The sequence below is a fragment of the Kluyvera sp. CHPC 1.251 genome (genome assembly GCF_036759945.1).
Taxonomy (GTDB): Bacteria; Pseudomonadota; Gammaproteobacteria; order Enterobacterales; family Enterobacteriaceae; genus Kluyvera; species Kluyvera sichuanensis.
Map to the genome: position 1 here is coordinate 481,121 of NZ_JAPKIC010000002.1, position 15,588 is coordinate 496,708.

Annotated in this window: 19 protein-coding genes, 1 tRNA gene and 1 pseudogene; 6 read left to right on the forward strand and 15 right to left on the reverse strand. The window is 48.4% G+C overall.

Annotated features, from left to right (window positions below):
* Positions 1–62: 62 nt before the first annotated feature.
* Positions 63–1,175: a hypothetical protein gene (locus V6940_RS06570; protein WP_207292298.1), complete on the reverse strand. Its 1,113-nt coding sequence runs from the start codon at positions 1,173–1,175 to the stop codon at positions 63–65.
* Between the two features lie 113 nt (positions 1,176–1,288).
* A complete protein-coding gene (locus tag V6940_RS06575; protein ID WP_220422899.1) occupies positions 1,289–1,489 on the reverse strand; it encodes a helix-turn-helix transcriptional regulator in 201 nt (66 codons plus the stop codon).
* 219 nt (positions 1,490–1,708) lie between these two features.
* Between V6940_RS06575 and V6940_RS06580 the strand changes: the two genes are divergently transcribed.
* Positions 1,709–1,996: a hypothetical protein gene (locus V6940_RS06580; protein ID WP_220422898.1), complete on the forward strand. Its 288-nt coding sequence runs from the start codon at positions 1,709–1,711 to the stop codon at positions 1,994–1,996.
* 719 nt (positions 1,997–2,715) lie between these two features.
* Here V6940_RS06580 and V6940_RS06585 read toward each other — a convergent pair.
* Entirely contained in the window at positions 2,716–2,913 is a 198-nt protein-coding gene (locus V6940_RS06585; protein ID WP_220423068.1) for a helix-turn-helix transcriptional regulator, read from the reverse strand.
* Between the two features lie 221 nt (positions 2,914–3,134).
* On the opposite strand from V6940_RS06585, the gene V6940_RS06590 reads away from it, so the two are divergent.
* Positions 3,135–3,749 (forward strand): hypothetical protein, encoded by a 615-nt coding sequence (locus V6940_RS06590; RefSeq protein WP_220423069.1) that lies wholly within the window; start codon positions 3,135–3,137, stop codon positions 3,747–3,749.
* Here the strand turns inward: V6940_RS06590 and V6940_RS06595 are convergent.
* From V6940_RS06595 to V6940_RS06615, 5 genes are all read right to left on the reverse strand, one after another.
* A complete protein-coding gene (locus tag V6940_RS06595) occupies positions 3,736–4,665 on the reverse strand; it encodes a tyrosine-type recombinase/integrase (protein WP_220423070.1) in 930 nt (309 codons plus the stop codon). The two genes, V6940_RS06590 and V6940_RS06595, sit on opposite strands and share 14 nt — an antisense overlap.
* A 46-nt stretch (positions 4,666–4,711) precedes the next feature.
* On the reverse strand, positions 4,712–5,164 hold the full coding sequence (radC, locus tag V6940_RS06600; protein WP_333495288.1) for a RadC family protein: 453 nt from the start codon (positions 5,162–5,164) through the stop codon (positions 4,712–4,714).
* A 1-nt stretch (position 5,165) separates the two neighbouring features.
* Positions 5,166–5,627: a hypothetical protein gene (locus tag V6940_RS06605; protein WP_220423083.1), complete on the reverse strand. Its 462-nt coding sequence runs from the start codon at positions 5,625–5,627 to the stop codon at positions 5,166–5,168.
* A 119-nt stretch (positions 5,628–5,746) separates the two neighbouring features.
* A complete protein-coding gene (locus V6940_RS06610) occupies positions 5,747–6,139 on the reverse strand; it encodes a DUF2787 family protein (protein WP_220423084.1) in 393 nt (130 codons plus the stop codon).
* A gap of 261 nt (positions 6,140–6,400) precedes the next feature.
* Positions 6,401–6,775, reverse strand: coding sequence for a helix-turn-helix domain-containing protein (locus V6940_RS06615; protein WP_333495328.1), 375 nt, complete (start codon positions 6,773–6,775; stop codon positions 6,401–6,403).
* A 190-nt stretch (positions 6,776–6,965) separates the two neighbouring features.
* On the opposite strand from V6940_RS06615, the gene V6940_RS06620 reads away from it, so the two are divergent.
* From V6940_RS06620 to V6940_RS06630, 3 genes are read left to right on the forward strand one after another with little or no spacing between them, the layout of a single operon-like run.
* Entirely contained in the window at positions 6,966–7,493 is a 528-nt protein-coding gene (locus tag V6940_RS06620) for a hypothetical protein (protein ID WP_220423072.1), read from the forward strand.
* A gap of 14 nt (positions 7,494–7,507) precedes the next feature.
* Entirely contained in the window at positions 7,508–7,867 is a 360-nt protein-coding gene (locus V6940_RS06625) for an acyl-CoA dehydrogenase (protein ID WP_220423073.1), read from the forward strand.
* A gap of 30 nt (positions 7,868–7,897) precedes the next feature.
* Positions 7,898–8,233 carry a hypothetical protein gene (locus V6940_RS06630; RefSeq protein WP_220423074.1) on the forward strand — a complete coding sequence of 112 codons (336 nt, stop codon included), beginning with the start codon at positions 7,898–7,900 and terminating at the stop codon, positions 8,231–8,233.
* Positions 8,234–8,942: 709 nt separating this feature from the next.
* On the opposite strand, the gene V6940_RS06635 is transcribed toward V6940_RS06630, so the two are convergent.
* The 5 genes and pseudogenes from V6940_RS06635 to proB form a co-directional block, all read right to left on the reverse strand.
* A complete protein-coding gene (locus tag V6940_RS06635) occupies positions 8,943–9,254 on the reverse strand; it encodes a hypothetical protein (protein WP_333495289.1) in 312 nt (103 codons plus the stop codon).
* Positions 9,255–9,273: 19 nt separating this feature from the next.
* Positions 9,274–9,606: pseudogene (locus tag V6940_RS06640) on the reverse strand (tyrosine-type recombinase/integrase); the annotation flags it as partial.
* A 234-nt stretch (positions 9,607–9,840) separates the two neighbouring features.
* Positions 9,841–9,916 (reverse strand) — tRNA-Thr (locus V6940_RS06645).
* Positions 9,917–10,029: 113 nt separating this feature from the next.
* On the reverse strand, positions 10,030–11,280 hold the full coding sequence (proA, locus tag V6940_RS06650; RefSeq protein ID WP_333495290.1) for a glutamate-5-semialdehyde dehydrogenase: 1,251 nt from the start codon (positions 11,278–11,280) through the stop codon (positions 10,030–10,032).
* Between the two features lie 10 nt (positions 11,281–11,290).
* On the reverse strand, positions 11,291–12,394 hold the full coding sequence (gene proB, locus V6940_RS06655) for a glutamate 5-kinase (RefSeq protein WP_185669662.1): 1,104 nt from the start codon (positions 12,392–12,394) through the stop codon (positions 11,291–11,293).
* Between the two features lie 287 nt (positions 12,395–12,681).
* Here proB and phoE point away from each other — a divergent pair, with 287 nt between their 5' ends.
* Positions 12,682–13,770 carry a phosphoporin PhoE gene (gene phoE, locus V6940_RS06660; protein WP_333495291.1) on the forward strand — a complete coding sequence of 363 codons (1,089 nt, stop codon included), beginning with the start codon at positions 12,682–12,684 and terminating at the stop codon, positions 13,768–13,770.
* 204 nt (positions 13,771–13,974) lie between these two features.
* Here phoE and V6940_RS06665 read toward each other — a convergent pair whose 3' ends face one another.
* Complete coding sequence (locus tag V6940_RS06665; protein WP_333495292.1) at positions 13,975–14,949, reverse strand: fimbrial protein; 975 nt, start codon at positions 14,947–14,949, stop codon at positions 13,975–13,977.
* A 73-nt stretch (positions 14,950–15,022) separates the two neighbouring features.
* Entirely contained in the window at positions 15,023–15,559 is a 537-nt protein-coding gene (locus V6940_RS06670) for a fimbrial protein (protein WP_333495293.1), read from the reverse strand.
* Between the last annotated feature and the right edge of the window lie 29 nt (positions 15,560–15,588).

Sequence of the window (15,588 nt, forward strand, 5' to 3'; positions counted from 1 at the left end):
CTGATTTAACATGTCCTCCATTTTCATGCTTTGAAGCAAACGGCATCCCTGCCCAACCACAATTACCCGTCTTTCAGTCGCAACTGAAGCCACTTCTGGCGATGCTTAAATTGCCAGTATTGCGGTTGCGCGAGAATCCCAAGTTTTTCCACCACAAGCGGTAACATAGCCCATATAGCCTCTGAATCGAATAATTCAACACGATAGCGCTCCATGAGTTTATCAACGCGCTTATCAGCAGCTTTTTTCGCTGGGCTGACCTGCTTACCATTCAGGGTCGCTGATGGTTGGTAATCCGCTCTGGCAACCGGGTAAGGAACATACTCACGTAGCAGGCGAGAAAAATCAGGCTCAAGTTCGGAATCTACCAGCGCATTACGATCATAAAATGCGAGTTTAGATACCAAATTCTCCATGTTTAGCAGGTTGTTAAGCATGAGCTTTTGCTTGCCGGGTGATAAACGCAATTCCAGTCGCAGAAACCGCCGAAACTGTTGCTCATCAAGTAGAAGGACAGCCTGTTCATACCTTCTCTCAGTTGCCAGACCCGGAGCATCGGCCTTTTCGTATATTGACGCGACGATAGTCGTAGACCCCAGCCGTAACCCTTCCTGCTCTCCATGCAAATCATTAAAGTCGCCGCTCCTTGCACCAACCAGCCGGATTAAATAGTCGTGGAGCCTCATTCCCACTACATCCAGCGCGTAGTGGATAGTTGTTATCCAGGCATTACGTAATCCCCGATATAGATACTTGCCGATGCGTCCCTTCCGCCCCAGCCAAAGAAACAAATCCGTTATCTGTAGCGGTGAGTAATGCTGGGGGCTAAGCTCTGCTCTCAGAAACCCACGCTGTCTGCTGGTTGGGTCAAAATGGATTGCCAGCAATATGGGGTGTTTGCGCGATTTAGCTTTCAGTCGGATCTCGACTACATGACGATAGTGCCCGCCACACTCATACTTACCAGCCGGTCGAACTTTGATCTGGTAGCCCCCACCTGAAGCTAGGCCAAACAAACGCTGTCTGAGTATCTGATTCTCTTCCCAGTCATGCATGTCCGTTACCCATGCTATTTTGTCTATACTTCCATGCGTAGACTGGCCTGCACCATTAACTCCAAGTGAGGTTTTGTCACGTAAGGATGTCACCCGTTCACGATTAAATTGTTGCGTCATATTCTGTTCCGATAGTGCATAGCAGCAACAGTGATCCCCTCTTTCATATGCAGGTATCATCACTGTTACTGGTTATATGATTGGTATGTCAGGGGTTGGATAAGGCTTACAGATCACTGCGTATTGCTAATCCCGCGCGACTCAATCCAGTTTTGAATTTCATTTGCTCCCCAGCCCACAGCCCGACCGCTATCACCAGTCAGCTTCTTAGATTTAGGAAAGTCTCCTTTAGCTATGAGTCGGTACAACGTCGCGGATGAGATCCCGGTCAGGTTAAGAACTTCTTTTTTGCGGAGAATACGGTTGGTGTTCATGCTTGTGCTCCTTTGAGCTGTTTCAGGAGCGGCGCTATTTACAAGCATGAAAAATCTCAAGGATTTGCTTCGGATTGAGCTCCAGACGTCAATCTTTGGCTTTCTTTCGAAATTAGTACGTCATGCGACGACATAAATCATCCCAATAATGACCATTAAATCACGCCACACCCACTGAGGCTCAATGGTGATAAATTAACCTAAAGGATAGATTTGGAGATGACGATGAGAGAGAAGAGTAGGAATGCGGATGCGGTATGTCACCGTGAGCGGATGAGCCATAACAAGATATTTGATTTTCTTCAGAAGGAGCTTTATCTGGGAAGGGATACCAGACATAAACTGGCACTGATTGCCCAGGAAATGACAGGTGAAGGCTTTAATGTACATAATTTTGATGCAGAAAAAGCTGCAGATATCTTAAGCGCATTTGTAAACCACATGTATAAAGATCTCTTTTCCGACAACAAAAAAACACCATTACAAGCCTCGAAGACCATCCGATAATAACGCCAGCGACATGCCTGATATCAATGAAAATATATGCGGTATAGCTGTCTTTATACGTCGACTTTAGTCTCCCAATGGATAGATATTTACCCTTCCGAAAACAGCGATTTTATTCTTGGCTGCATATTGCTGGAATGAGCTAAAATTTCTACCCCTCTCAGTCTAGTCGTTACCTTTTGTCGGAACATCCCCGCTGCTGGAATTATCAGCGGGGATGCTTTGCCTTAGGGGCGTTAATTATCTCATGAACAGCCTCTGACCGGTTTTATACATGCCATGAGGGATCATGTAGATTAACCAGTTGGCCCTCACTCAATTCCCATGGGTAGCAGGGGCTTTTAAAATTAAGAAAAACTGTATTATGGCCCAGTTCACTGTATACGCCATACAAATCTAGAGACTGGTTGTGTAACTGTTTTGCTGCAGAGCAATGCGCACAAGCCAGACTTCCACACGGAATATACGTACACCTCTGGAGTATCATCGCCAGTCGACTGTAAGAATTCGGTTGTTTGTAATTATCCCATTTTCCTTCCTTAATCAACCGAGAAACATGCTGGGCTGACCGCTTATTAAGTTTCCTTATCCGCGACTGATTTTCCTTCAGTACAGCACTTATGGTCCGTTCTGACAATCCCAACTGTTGCCCCATGGTTTCAAACCAGGGGACTAAATTTTGTTTCGTAGAATTTGTATTAGATTTTATCTCTTTCATTTTACTCTCCCGCCTGCATGCGGCTGTTAACCCCGTTATAGATATCGCTTTTTAGCCCGCCCATAGCCCGGCCACTGTCACCCGTTAGCTTCTTTGACAAAGTAAAAGCGCCTTTCGAAATGAGTCGGTACAACGTTGTTGACGTGACCCCCGTCATATGAAGAACCTCTTTTTTACGTAAAATACGGTTGGTGCTCATGCTTGTGCTCCTTTGAGCTGTTTTGGAAGGCTTTATTTACAACCATCAAAAAACGCAAGGATTCACTCAACGATGCCTTCGTTGAGCACGTTAAGAGGATCTTTCATGTGGACGTCATTCGAGAGCACCTATTTCTGTCTCCAGAATGGTCATATAAAGAAGTAATGTTCACTGAGGCTCAATGATGATATTTCGTACTAATAACTGTCACGGAGGTGACGATGATTGGTAACCAAAGCAACAAGGCTGACGCTAAATGCCACCGGGAACGGAAAAGCAGTAACGAGGTCTTTGAATTTCTGGAGAAGAAGCTTTATCTCGGACGGGATACCCGGCAAAAGCTGGCACTGATTGCCCGGAAACTGACGGGAGCGGGTTTTAGCCCGGATAAATTCGCTGCAGAGAAAGCGGCGGATGTGCTGAGTGCCTGCGTGAATCACATGTTTAATGACCTGCTCAATGAGGGAGAGCTAAACGGGATTTATAGGTCGGAGGAACACCCCATGATAGTCCCGGCCAGGTCCCCTAAGGCACTGGAAATCTACACTGTTTACCAGCTTGTAAAAGGTCGCTTTGACAAGCTTCATACGGGGGAGTCAGATCGTGAGAAATATGCTTCGGTAGCAGAAAAACTTAATGAGTATGGAATATGGAAACCCCGGTTAAAACGACTTTCTGACGGTAAAGAATGGACGCGTGAGGATGTTGCGTGGGCACTTCAGCCTGAAAATATCAATGCACTGATTAACGTCCAGAATCAAAAGTACGCGCGGTTGAGTGCTGAAGATAAAACTAAAGCCGCGTCTGGAAAAGGCTCAAAAGCTAAAAACACCTGATGCGTTTGCTGGCGCTGACTTTCATGCTCTCACCACGACAGTCATAGCGGGTTGTCGTGGATATGTCGCTGTGGCCTGCCAGTTGGCGGACGGTGTTGATATCCACGCCCTGCTCCAGTAAACGAGTGATGAAGGTGCGCCGCATGTCATGTGGGGTGAAACGTGCAATACCTGACGTCTGCTGTAAATCAGCCAGGATACCCGTCAACCCGGTCGTAGTCAGCGGCTGGCTTGCGACCTTACCGTTGCGCTGAATTCGGCTGAACAGTGCGCTGTGAGCCTCGTCTGCGCCAACTTTCAACCATGCGCGGATAGCCTTATCTACTGTATCCGCCACATGAATTTCGCGGTATTTGCGCCCCTTCCCTTGCCTGACTGTCAGGATGCCGTTGTCATAGTCCCGGCGCTCAAGTTTAACCAGTTCACCGGCCCGCAGCCCCGTTCCGCAAAGTGTCAGCACAATAGCGGCATCACGGCAGCGCCGTGCCGGTTGCGGATGCTGTTTAGCGACCTGAATCAGCGCCCGGATTTCCTGCTTGTCTAATGCCCTTCCCTTACGCTGGATATCGCCGCTCACGCGCTTCACTGACCGGATTCGGGCCAGAGTTTCGGCATTCATGCAATTGAGATTAAAAGCCGTCTGCGCCACGCCCCGCAGTGCTGACAGCGCCATATTGACCGATGACACGGCGTAACCGTCATCCAGCAGTGCCGCACGTACTTTAGCGACGGCTGGGTAGTTAAGTTGTTCCCACGGATAAACTGCTGCATCCGCACCGCGTTTAAGTATGCCGGCGCTGCGGTTTAACAGGCTGGTGATACCCCGCCTCCCTGAGGGAGCAAGGCCGTTGATATACGCATCGAACACGGTAGTTTGCACCACTGGCTGAATCTGACGTAACGCAGCCCTTCTCATACGTTTAACCCGCAATAACGTACATTAAACCAGGTAACTTTCAGCATCACACCAGCCCCCGTTCAGCCATCGACACCGTTTCAGTTCCTGCCACAATAAAGTGATCAAGTAACCGCACATCCAGCATTTCGAGTAGCTCCTGAAGCTTTTTAGTCAACTTGATATCGCAACGGCTGGGCTCAGGCTCGCCGCTGGGATGGTTGTGGACAAGGATGACTGCGGCGGCATTATGTTTCAGCACGCGTTTGATAACTTCACGGGGGTGAACGCTGACCGAGTTTAACGTCCCCCTGAACAGGATTTCGCGGTGCAGCAGCTGATTCTTATTATCGAGCAGGATGATGCCAAACTCTTCATGTTCAAGCGGTGCCAGCTCAACCATCACGCACCGTCGAACATCATCAGGGGAACAGAGTTGAACGCCACGCTGGTAGTACCGGCTGATAATGTCACGCGCCTGGTCGAGGATACGGGTTTCACGCTGAGTAAACATGGTCATTTCAGAACTCCCGTTCAATGAAGTAAATGGCGTCGGGAAACAGCTGGCGGCGGGTTACGCCAGTACGCAGGGAGAAAGCTTTACGGGGCATGGTGGTTCGCCCGTTGCTGTCGAAGAAACAGAGCGTTTCTTCATCTATTTTGACCAGAAGGGACCAGTGAAACTGGTCGCTGAGCATAATCAGGCGGGAGTAGTCAGTGACGTCCAGAAACCGCTGCATTTCCCTGAAAAGCCGCCCGTCTGTTAATCCCCGCTTCCCTGCGAAGGGTCTGGTGATTTGAACCGGGAAATGGCAGCTGTAATACCCTTTCTGCAACACCTTAGCCATCAGCCAGTCTAAGCGGTCTTCCTCAATCCCTTCAGTCAGCCACTCATGCAAAGGCCAGCGCTGCTGGTAAGCCTGAATAAGCCGGTTCATTAGGGGGCGTCGTTTCACTCTGCCGTCATACAGCCAGCTCAGCATGTTAACCACGCAATAAGCACCGCAAAGACAGTCCAGTTCGCCCTGTTGAGACGCACGTATCCCTCTGTTATCAGTCACAGATAATTTCCTATAAAAAAGTAATAATTAGTACAGAGGGATTAGCTTTCCCACAGGACGGTAACAGTGTAGACGTTCATGGCGTGATACTGAATAAAGTTGGATTGCCAGAGTTCAAATAACTCCCTTCCGGCGTTAACAGGCAGATCACCAACATGGGCAAGAAAGACATATTGCTGACTCCAGCTAATATCAATTTCCTTTTCCAGTTCTGGGTATACCGTCCCCATATAACCGAAGTCGGTGATGTAATCAAAATACCATTCATCATTGCGTGAAATAATCCGTATTTCGACAGGATGGTAACCGCCCTTTTCAGCGCTGTAACTCAGGTCTTTAAATAACAGACTGACAGCGGTAATTCTGGCTTTATGTTGCGGGGGATTTCCCGCTTCATTTAATATGATATTTATTAATTCCTGTTCGACGGGCATAGCTAGCCCTTCCTGATGGATAACACTCATCGTTTTATTCCGGTAAATATGCGTTTGAATTGATGATACAAACAAATAATTGCCCATACTGACTGTTTAGATGATAGGCGCCCTCCCATCAGGATGGAATAATAAAGTGAAATGCTAAGTTGGCTATCAGTGTGTATCAGATACTGGACAATATGACGCTATCCAGCAATGTTATTTTACCAGGGTCATGCTTTTAATGCAAATAGTTTCATTCAGGGACTAATTTGGTTATTATTTTATAAACTCATCTAAAAACATAACTAAGCTTTTTCTCTTAGTGTTATCAAGTTTATTCCAAACTTGCTCGAGACGTCGTTTTAATTCAACGTCAAGCCCAGTGGCATAGTTAACCGGGATATCAGAAATATTTAAATCCTCCATACAATCAATAAAGAACCAGCTTATTGGAGTTTTTAAAGCAACGGCAATTTTGACCAAATGAGCAATATTTATTTTATTCGTTCCACGTTCATAGCGGGAAAGTTGTTGTTGAGAGATATCGATAGTCTCTGCAAGATCAGCAGCGGTTAACCCTGCTTCTTTACGTCTGGCCTGAATACGCTGTCCTACCATCTTATCAGCTGAATCTGCCATCAGTTTAACCATCATTAATCTCCAGAACGTCCATAAGAGGAATTCTGGGGCTTTTTTACTCTTGCATGAACATCACTAATGGACATAAAATTGATACTTATGTCTTTTATAGACAAAAAAAACTACAACCAATCAACTAGGCTAGATTGAAAGCCCCCTCTGTGGAGCAGCCGAGCAAAGGTGGACAATAAAGGAGAACATTGTGGCAACCACCATTACTGAGATAACGGATTGCTTTGAGTACTTTTTCAGCTCTCTTTACCGGCGAGAATTTGTCAAAACACTACGTCTGAATGAATGTAGCGAGCGGGAATTACTGCCATTAGTGCGCTGCTATTTACTAGGTTGGTTTGCAGATAACGTCTCACCGGAAGTCAAAAGCAAGCTGCCAGGAACTGTATCCGGTCACGGTTACATTGATTTTGTCATTGATGATGTAGCCGTTGAGTTTGCAGTACGTAAACCAACTGCGGCACGTTCGAATGTCTCTGCGACGGTCAACAGTACAGAAGTTAAGAAGTTGATGAAGCATGACGGCAAAGCCTTACTTGTGCTGTTTGACTTCTCTGACACGCCCTACTCAGAAGAACAGATCGAATCTTTCCGCAATTGGCCATCTCTTGGTCGAGGGAATCATCGCAAGTCCGCATTCAACGTCGTTTATTTCTTTGTGGAAAAAAGCAGACCGCTGGCACTGGGGAAAATCACCAAAAACATCCGTATCACTTAACAGGGAATTAATTAATGAATAGAAAACTGTTGGCCTTATTGATGGCAGCCATGACGCTACCTGTCGCAGCAGCGCAGTACGTAAAACCCGGAGCGGTTCTAACCCTGAATCCGGGAAAGGGCAATGCTGAATTCAACATTAATGCCTCAACGGGGGATGGTTCGGGCGTATGCAATATGGATGGTACGGCACAGCAAATAGCTGCTGGAGAAAACCAGAAGCGTCGCTGGGTCTGGAATGATAATACCACCCAGTGTGTCGCAATAATCAGTGAACTGAATAACGGCAAGACCAGCGTAATGACTCGTGGTTGCGAAGGATACTGCGGGGCTTCTGCGGCAGGCACAATGGATGGTCAATTTAATAAGAAGTAAAAGTATCGTTTACTAATGAAGGAACTACAGATGAAAAGAGCAATACTTCTGGTATTAATTGCTGCTGGTTTGCTGGCTGGCTGCGGCGAGAAAACGCCAAAATGTAGTAGTGATGATGCAAAAAAACTAGTCGTGGATATTGCCAGAAAGACAATCGAAAAAAGCATGACACTGGATAAGGATGTGCGGATTACAGTAGAAAATGTCAGAACAATAAGCCATGAATCAGGGCTTGATGTTTATCAGTGTGCGGCTGACTTAACGTTCACAAAACCTGATCTGCAAAACTCTTTACCAATAACTTACCGAATACAGAAAACTGATGATAATAACGGGCAGTTCTATATAAACGTATCTGGGTTATAACATTCTTAAACTTGCAAATATTAGGATTCCTTTTAGGTGAAGTAATTCATATTTTACTCAAAAAGGAAACCTCATGAGTAAGTTCATCATATTTACCATTGTAGCTATGATTGTATTTAGGTGGTTGGTCACACACAATACAACTAAGCTAGAAAAAGCTCCTCCTGCTAATGCGCCATTCATTATTAAATCTAACGTGCCCGGTACATGCAGAATCAGCACAATGACAGCTTCTACAGATACCAAAAAGAATATACCCATTGTGGCGTGCAAAATGCTATTGAGTGCAACTTACTAACCTCGCAGAATTTTCCACACGAAGGTTAAGAGGTAGAACCGGATTTGGTTATACCGGATAATATCCGTACTAAATGGCAGGTACATCGATGTTTGTAGGCTTAATAAAAATTTGTTAACAAACGAGGGATATAATAAATTTTGATATGGGCATGTGGCACTCTCTTCTTTAATAGGTCGAGAATGACACATGCCATCCATTAAGATTACACTTTGATTTCAACCAATAGGAGAACTGCTTACTCGTGTGCTTCTGCATTTGGGGCAATAATCAGGTGTCCCATACCCAGCACGACTTGTCCATTCGTGTTTACAATCCAGACACTTAGCCCTGTAAATCGTTGCCATTACCAATGTTTCCAATAATTGTTAATAAAATAGGTTTCAGTATACTGCACAATCATCTGGATTTTCACATCTTTTCTTTCTGATTTGCTTCCCATTCGCGGTCTTTTGCTTCTCGCTCTGCCTGCCGCGCTTCAGCTTTGGCTATATTTTCACGCGCTTTCTCTTTTTGCTCTTCTGAGGATTTTTCATTCTCAATGATTGATTTCCCCGTAGTTTTGGTTAATTGATCTAACCCTTCTGTAACAGCGAACCTAGCAACGTTAAAGAGCCCTTTTCCGACTAAAGACAAAGATGCCAAGCCTGTATCTGCAATACCATCAGCTTTTCTTACGTCATCAACAGCTTTTCCCAAATTAAAAAAACCTCGTTTAGCCATCATTATTCCCTATAAATTAATAAACGCCTTCAACGCCGCCACGTGTATGCCCCAACACAGCCTCTGCAACCTCATTTGGACACTGCAAACGAGATAATCCAGTGCGCACTGTACGCCACAAGTCGTGAGGGGTCCAATAAGGTATATCAAGCATTTGACCGCTTTCACGTAAACGCCATGAGTTTTCAGTCAGGTATTTCTGCTGGATAGGCTTTTTAGTCGCCTGCGAAGGAAACAGATATTTGTCGGAGGTAAGGCGTAGAACCTTGAGAAAGTCGATTGCCTGATCAGATAGCTGTACGTAGCGTTCTACCACTGTTTTGGTTTCTCGCAGATGGATGGTGCCTTTTTCAAAGCGACGGCCCCATCCAGTCGATCTGACGTAACACGTTTACCTGTAGTGCTTAAAACAGCAAATGAACCTTACCCAGTCCTCAGGATGAAAAGAACGTCTGTAAAGTTTGAATTTGTGTGAAAGGGCACATGGCACTCAGCTATGTAATGCTAAATAAGTACGCCAGTAAGTACGCGGGGTATAAAACAGCAGGATTACATGCAGATGAAAAACTGTAACTCATTGATTTTTTGGTGCCGATAAGAGGAGTCGAACCTCCGACCTTCGCATTACGAATGCGCTGCTCTACCAACTGAGCTATATCGGCCCTGCAAGACGTGTTCACGAACGTGAATCACGGGACAAAAGGTTAAAACTAACCGGGCGATGCGTCAATAGTCAGGTTAATCAACCGCCTATTTTTGCACCGCCCGCTATCAATTACGCACGAATGGTATCATCGCCGAAGCCGATCCACTTGTAGGTGGTCAGTGCTTCAAGACCCATCGGGCCGCGCGCGTGCAGTTTCTGCGTGCTCACCGCGACTTCCGCACCCAGACCAAACTGGCCGCCGTCGGTGAAGCGGGTGGAAGCGTTGACGTACACCGCTGAGGAGTCCACTTCGTTGATAAAACGGTTGGCGTTGCTCAGGGTACGGGTCAGGATCGCATCGGAGTGCTGGGTGCCGTGTTGGCGGATGTGTGCAATCGCACTGTCCATATCCGGAACCACTACCACGTTAAGATCCAGCGACAGGAACTCGTTATCCAGCTCTTCTGCCTGCAGCGGTACCAGCTTCGCCGGGCCTTTCAGCTCGCGCATCACGGTGTCGTCACCGTGCAGCGTCACGCCGCTTTCAGCCATCTGCTTGCTCAGCGCCGGCAGGAAGCGGTCAGCGATGGACTGATTCACCAGCAGCGTTTCCACGGTGTTACAGGTGCTTGGACGCTGGGTTTTGGCGTTGACGATAATCTTCAGCGCCGGTTCAATCTCAGCGGTGTCATCTACGTAGATATGGCATACACCGATGCCGCCGGTGATAACCGGAATAGTGGACTGCTCGCGGCACAGCTTATGCAGGCCTGCGCCGCCGCGTGGGATCAGCATATCGATGTATTTATCCATACGTAACATCTCGCTGACCAGCGCGCGATCCGGGTTATCGATGGCCTGAACTGCCGCTTCTGGCAGGCCGCACTCTTTCAGCGCGCGTTGAATCACGCCGACGGTAGCGGCGTTGGTGCGATAGGTCTCTTTCCCACCGCGCAGAATGGCAGCGTTGCCGGTTTTCAGGCACAGCGCGGCAACGTCAACGGTGACGTTCGGGCGCGCTTCGTAAATCACACCGATTACGCCCAGCGGGACGCGGCGACGTTCGATACGCAGGCCACTATCGAGCAACCCACCGTCAATCACCTGCCCCACAGGATCGGCCAGCGTACACACCTGACGAACGTCGTTCGCAATCGAAGCGAGACGCGCAGGGGTCAGCGCCAGACGGTCGAGCATGGCTTCGCTCAGGCCGCCTTCACGGGCCTGGGTTAAATCTTCGGCGTTAGCGCGCAGGACCTCATCGCTATGAGATTCCAGATAATCGGCAATCGTCTCCAGAACCCGGTTTTTCTCCCGGCCGGATAGCAGCGCCAGTTTGTAGGAGGCCTGCTTGGCGGCAATGCCCATTTGTTCCAGCATGTTGAACTCCTTAGCGGGTGATCATATCGTCGCGATGCACGGCAACCGGGCCGTACTCGTAGCCGAGAATGGCATCAATTTCCTGCGAGTGGTGCCCGGCGATAAGGCGAAGCGCATCGCTGTTGTAACGGCTTACGCCGTGGGCGATGTCGCGGCCAGCAAGGCTACGGATGCGGATCACTTCACCACGAGAGAAGTTGCCTGTCACGTTTTTAATGCCTTTTGGAAGTAATGAACTCCCGCGTTCCAGAATCGCCGACGTTGCGCCTTCATCCACAATCAGTTCACCGGCCGGCGGTGCGCCAAAGATCCAGCGTTTGCGGTTTTCCAGCGGGGTATCCTGCGCGTGGAAACGGGTGCCGACGGAGACATTCGCCATCACGTCGCCAATCACGCCCGGCAGGCTACCGGCGGCAATAATGGTGTCGATACCGGCGCGGCAGGCGACGTCAGCGGCCTGCAGCTTCGTGCCCATGCCGCCCGTGCCCAGGCCAGACACGCTGTCACCGGCGACGGCACGCAGCTCATCGTCAATGCCGTAGACGTCTTTAATCAGCTCGGCGTCCGGGTTGCTGCGCGGGTCGGCGGTAAACAGCCCTTGCTGATCGGTCAGCAGCAGCAGCTTATCGGCACCGGCCAGGATCGCCGCCAGCGCGGAGAGGTTGTCGTTATCGCCAACCTTAATCTCTGCAGTTGCCACCGCGTCATTTTCGTTAATCACCGGAACGATGTTGTTATCAAGCAGCGCGCGCATGGTATCGCGAGCGTTGAGGAAGCGCTCACGGTCTTCCATATCAGCGCGGGTCAGCAGCATCTGGCCGACGTGGATACCATAGATAGAAAACAGCTGTTCCCAGAGCTGGATTAAGCGGCTCTGGCCAACGGCAGCCAGCAGTTGCTTGGAAGCAATAGTCGCGGGCAGTTCAGGGTAACCCAGATGCTCACGCCCGGCGGCAATTGCTCCTGACGTTACGATGACAATTCGATGCCCAGCTGCGTGGAGCTGAGCGCACTGGCGAACCAGTTCGACAATATGCGCGCGATTCAGGCGGCGCGATCCGCCCGTTAAAACACTGGTGCCCAGTTTGACCACCAGCGTCTGACTATCACTCATGATTCTCTGCCGTTAAAAATAAGAAATATCAATACCAGACCAACGTTGTAGCAGGTGTCAGGCCGCTTGCCAACAGGCAGCGCAGAAAGCGAGGGGTTTTGTTGCGCGGGATCAGGCAGCCTAGTGGAGAATATTGACATTTTTATGACAGAAAAACTTAAACATACTTTTTTATATTTAATCTGACATTGTCATAAATTTTTAACATGGGAAGGATAAAAACGTTCCTGTTTTTTCACAGTGGTCTTTCACAGCAAATTTTAAAGCTAAAAAATCGGGATTGAGAAATGCAAAAAACAACTCTGGCATTAACGATGATGGGTATTATTGCTTCTTCTTCAGCTATGGCAGCAGAAGTTTATAACAAGGATAGTAATAAACTGGATGTTTACGGCAAAGTAAGAGCAATGCACTACATGAGCGATGATTCCAGCTCCGATGGCGATAAAACATACGTTCGTTTCGGCATTAAAGGCGAAACCAAAATTAACGACCAGCTGACCGGTTATGGTCGCTGGGAATCTGAGTTTGCTGGCAATAAAGAAGAAAGCAGCAGCTCCTCTACACAGAAAACTCGTCTGGCATTTGCTGGTCTGAAATTAAAAGATTTCGGTTCTTTTGACTACGGTCGTAACCTGGGTGCGCTGTACGACGTTGAAGCCTGGACCGATATGTTCCCGGAATTCGGCGGTGACTCCACCGGCAAAACCGATAACTTTATGACCAAACGCTCCAGCGGCCTGGCTACCTACCGCAACACCGACTTCTTTGGCATGGTCGATGGTCTCGATTTAACCCTGCAATATCAGGGTAAAAATGACCGCGCCTACGATACCGCTAACGGTGACGGCTTCGGTACCTCTGTTGCCTATGACTTCGGCGGCAGCGATTTCGCTATCAGCGCAGCATACACCAACTCTGACCGTACCAACGTTCAGCAGCTAAAATCTCTGGCTAACGGCGGTAAAAACGCAGAGTCCTGGGGCACTGGCCTGAAATACGACGCCAACAACATTTACCTGGCAATGGTTTATACCGAAACCCGTAATATGACCCCAATTAAAGGTCTGGTTGCGGCGGATCAGGGCTTTGCTAATAAAGCACAGAACTTCGAAGCGGTAGCACAATACCAGTTCGATTTCGGTCTGCGTCCATCCCTGGGCTATGTGCAGATGAAAGGTAAAAACCTGGAAAACGGGATCGGCGATCAGGACCTGATGAAATATGTTGATGTGGGCGCGACCTACTATTTCAACAAAAACATGTCCACCTTTGTTGATTATAAAATCAACCTGGTTGATGAAACTGCGGTCACTAAACGCCTGGCAATTATGACGGATAACGTCGTAGCCGTTGGTATGACCTACCAGTTCTAAGATAGAAAATAATAACGTCAGACAGCTGGCGTTATTTTCTTATCAATATAAAAGGCCAGCGAATTTCGCTGGCCTTTTATATTGGGGTTGCCGGATGGCGGCTTCGCCTTATCCGGCCTACGTATGGGAACACGCGGTAGGCCGGATAAGCGTAGCGCCATCCGGCACTTCGCAGCACCGTTGCCGTGTAGCAGCGTACATCGTTTATTCGTAATTCAGGTTTACCGTGGCAAGGGCGTTGGCCTTACCTGCCGTCACCTTGCTCAGCGTTTTAATATAGCGCGCGCTCCAGTTGATATTGTACTCACCTTCAACGGTCGTCGTCCCCACCGCTATCTCTGTGCCAATGGGTAAGGGGTCGTTATTAGCGTCCAGTATCTGAATGCCCAACCCGGTTGCGGAGTCGGAACCCTCAGTCAGTTTAATCACCCCGGACTGAGCAGCATCTTCATCAGCAGAAATCACCGCCGTCACTTTCACGCCGTCGTAGCAGCTTAACGTCATATCGATATTGGCGCTGCCGAGCGTGCTGCCTACTGCGCCAAAATCGGTTGAGTGGTAATCGCCCAGAGGGACGTTGAGGGTTGTTGGGGTGATAACGGCACAGCTGCTGGCGTTAATAACTACTGGGCTGGAAAGGGTAACGGTCAAAGCGAGCCCATCCTGATTGGGGTTTACTGGACTCAGTTCAGCTGTCGTATAAATACGGCCCAACACTTTCGCAGGCAGTACTCCAGCAGTAACCCGACCCGTCTTGACGATTTCGACAATACCGCCTTGCCATGCAACATCCCATCCGTAATCTTTAGGAAGAAGATAGCTGGTCGCTGGCTGGTCAAAGGTATAACCATAATTATTATCAGTGAATCGAATACCAATCCCCGGAAGATCAGTTGCGTAAACGTGGCTAATACTGGTTAGCTGCGAGGAATAGAGCATCTCATTGTAGAAAGGCGATTGCTTTGCACACCACCCCCAATATATTTGGCCTGAGGGCGTAGCAGTTGTGCTCAGAACACTCCCAACCGGATCCAGAACACTGGTTGAGACGGTGGGAATGGTAACACTTGCTTCAGCAGCGTAAGTAAAATAACAAAAATTTTTCGCAGCAAAAGCTTTCCCTCCTCCCAATAAAAAGAGAAACAGCAATAATAATTTCAGGCACTGAAATCCATTCATACACCCATCCATTTCATTAAAAGTAATGATAAATTCCGTTTAAACTGAAAACACGAGTACTCACATTAATCTTTCAGGGATAGTTAATCGTAAACTGCGCCGTCGCATTTGCCTTCCCCGCCGTAATGGCTCCCCGTTCAACTAACGAGACATACTGTGCGTTAAATTGCATCTCGTTAGCACTCGCCTCCGCCAGGCTATAAACCGACGATGCGCTCCCCAAATCAATTTTATTGCCCTCTTTATCGCTCAGCACTATCGCCACACCGGTGGTCGCATCGGTACCGCTATCCAGCGCTAAAAGCGTGGCATCTCCCGTGGCGGTAGCGCCGCTAAAGGTGACCGTCGCCCCCGTCGGCGAGTTCTCCTCGCAGCTCAACACAATAGAGAATGTCTGCGCAGGGGAACGGTCGCCCGGTGAGCTAAATATAATCGTCCCCACATCGCCCATTGCGACGGATTGGTTTTTGGAGGCTGTATCTACCGAACAGGTGCCTGCTAATATTGAGCCGGTAAAGTTGAGCTGGACAGAATCAGCGTTTACCGATGGAGCCAATAGAGAGAGCATCATCAGGGAGAAGGGTAATACACGCCATTGGTTAACACGCATTCATATTCCCTCGGTTATTTAATAAAGGA

Excerpts from the sequence above, each read along its gene's own strand:
- V6940_RS06570 (WP_207292298.1), bottom strand. The coding sequence starts at position 1,175 with ATGACGCAACAATTTAATCGTGAACGGGTGACATCCTTACGTGACAAA.
- V6940_RS06575 (WP_220422899.1), bottom strand. The coding sequence starts at position 1,489 with ATGAACACCAACCGTATTCTCCGCAAAAAAGAAGTTCTTAACCTGACC.
- V6940_RS06580 (WP_220422898.1), top strand. The coding sequence starts at position 1,709 with ATGACGATGAGAGAGAAGAGTAGGAATGCGGATGCGGTATGTCACCGT.
- V6940_RS06585 (WP_220423068.1), bottom strand. The coding sequence starts at position 2,913 with ATGAGCACCAACCGTATTTTACGTAAAAAAGAGGTTCTTCATATGACG.
- V6940_RS06590 (WP_220423069.1), top strand. The coding sequence starts at position 3,135 with ATGATTGGTAACCAAAGCAACAAGGCTGACGCTAAATGCCACCGGGAA.
- V6940_RS06595 (WP_220423070.1), bottom strand. The coding sequence starts at position 4,665 with ATGAGAAGGGCTGCGTTACGTCAGATTCAGCCAGTGGTGCAAACTACC.
- radC (WP_333495288.1), bottom strand. The coding sequence starts at position 5,164 with ATGACCATGTTTACTCAGCGTGAAACCCGTATCCTCGACCAGGCGCGT.
- V6940_RS06605 (WP_220423083.1), bottom strand. The coding sequence starts at position 5,627 with ATGCTGAGCTGGCTGTATGACGGCAGAGTGAAACGACGCCCCCTAATG.
- V6940_RS06610 (WP_220423084.1), bottom strand. The coding sequence starts at position 6,139 with ATGCCCGTCGAACAGGAATTAATAAATATCATATTAAATGAAGCGGGA.
- V6940_RS06615 (WP_333495328.1), bottom strand. The coding sequence starts at position 6,775 with ATGGTTAAACTGATGGCAGATTCAGCTGATAAGATGGTAGGACAGCGT.
- V6940_RS06625 (WP_220423073.1), top strand. The coding sequence starts at position 7,508 with ATGAATAGAAAACTGTTGGCCTTATTGATGGCAGCCATGACGCTACCT.
- V6940_RS06630 (WP_220423074.1), top strand. The coding sequence starts at position 7,898 with ATGAAAAGAGCAATACTTCTGGTATTAATTGCTGCTGGTTTGCTGGCT.
- V6940_RS06635 (WP_333495289.1), bottom strand. The coding sequence starts at position 9,254 with ATGGCTAAACGAGGTTTTTTTAATTTGGGAAAAGCTGTTGATGACGTA.
- proA (WP_333495290.1), bottom strand. The coding sequence starts at position 11,280 with ATGCTGGAACAAATGGGCATTGCCGCCAAGCAGGCCTCCTACAAACTG.
- proB (WP_185669662.1), bottom strand. The coding sequence starts at position 12,394 with ATGAGTGATAGTCAGACGCTGGTGGTCAAACTGGGCACCAGTGTTTTA.
- phoE (WP_333495291.1), top strand. The coding sequence starts at position 12,682 with ATGCAAAAAACAACTCTGGCATTAACGATGATGGGTATTATTGCTTCT.
- V6940_RS06665 (WP_333495292.1), bottom strand. The coding sequence starts at position 14,949 with ATGAATGGATTTCAGTGCCTGAAATTATTATTGCTGTTTCTCTTTTTA.
- V6940_RS06670 (WP_333495293.1), bottom strand. The coding sequence starts at position 15,559 with ATGCGTGTTAACCAATGGCGTGTATTACCCTTCTCCCTGATGATGCTC.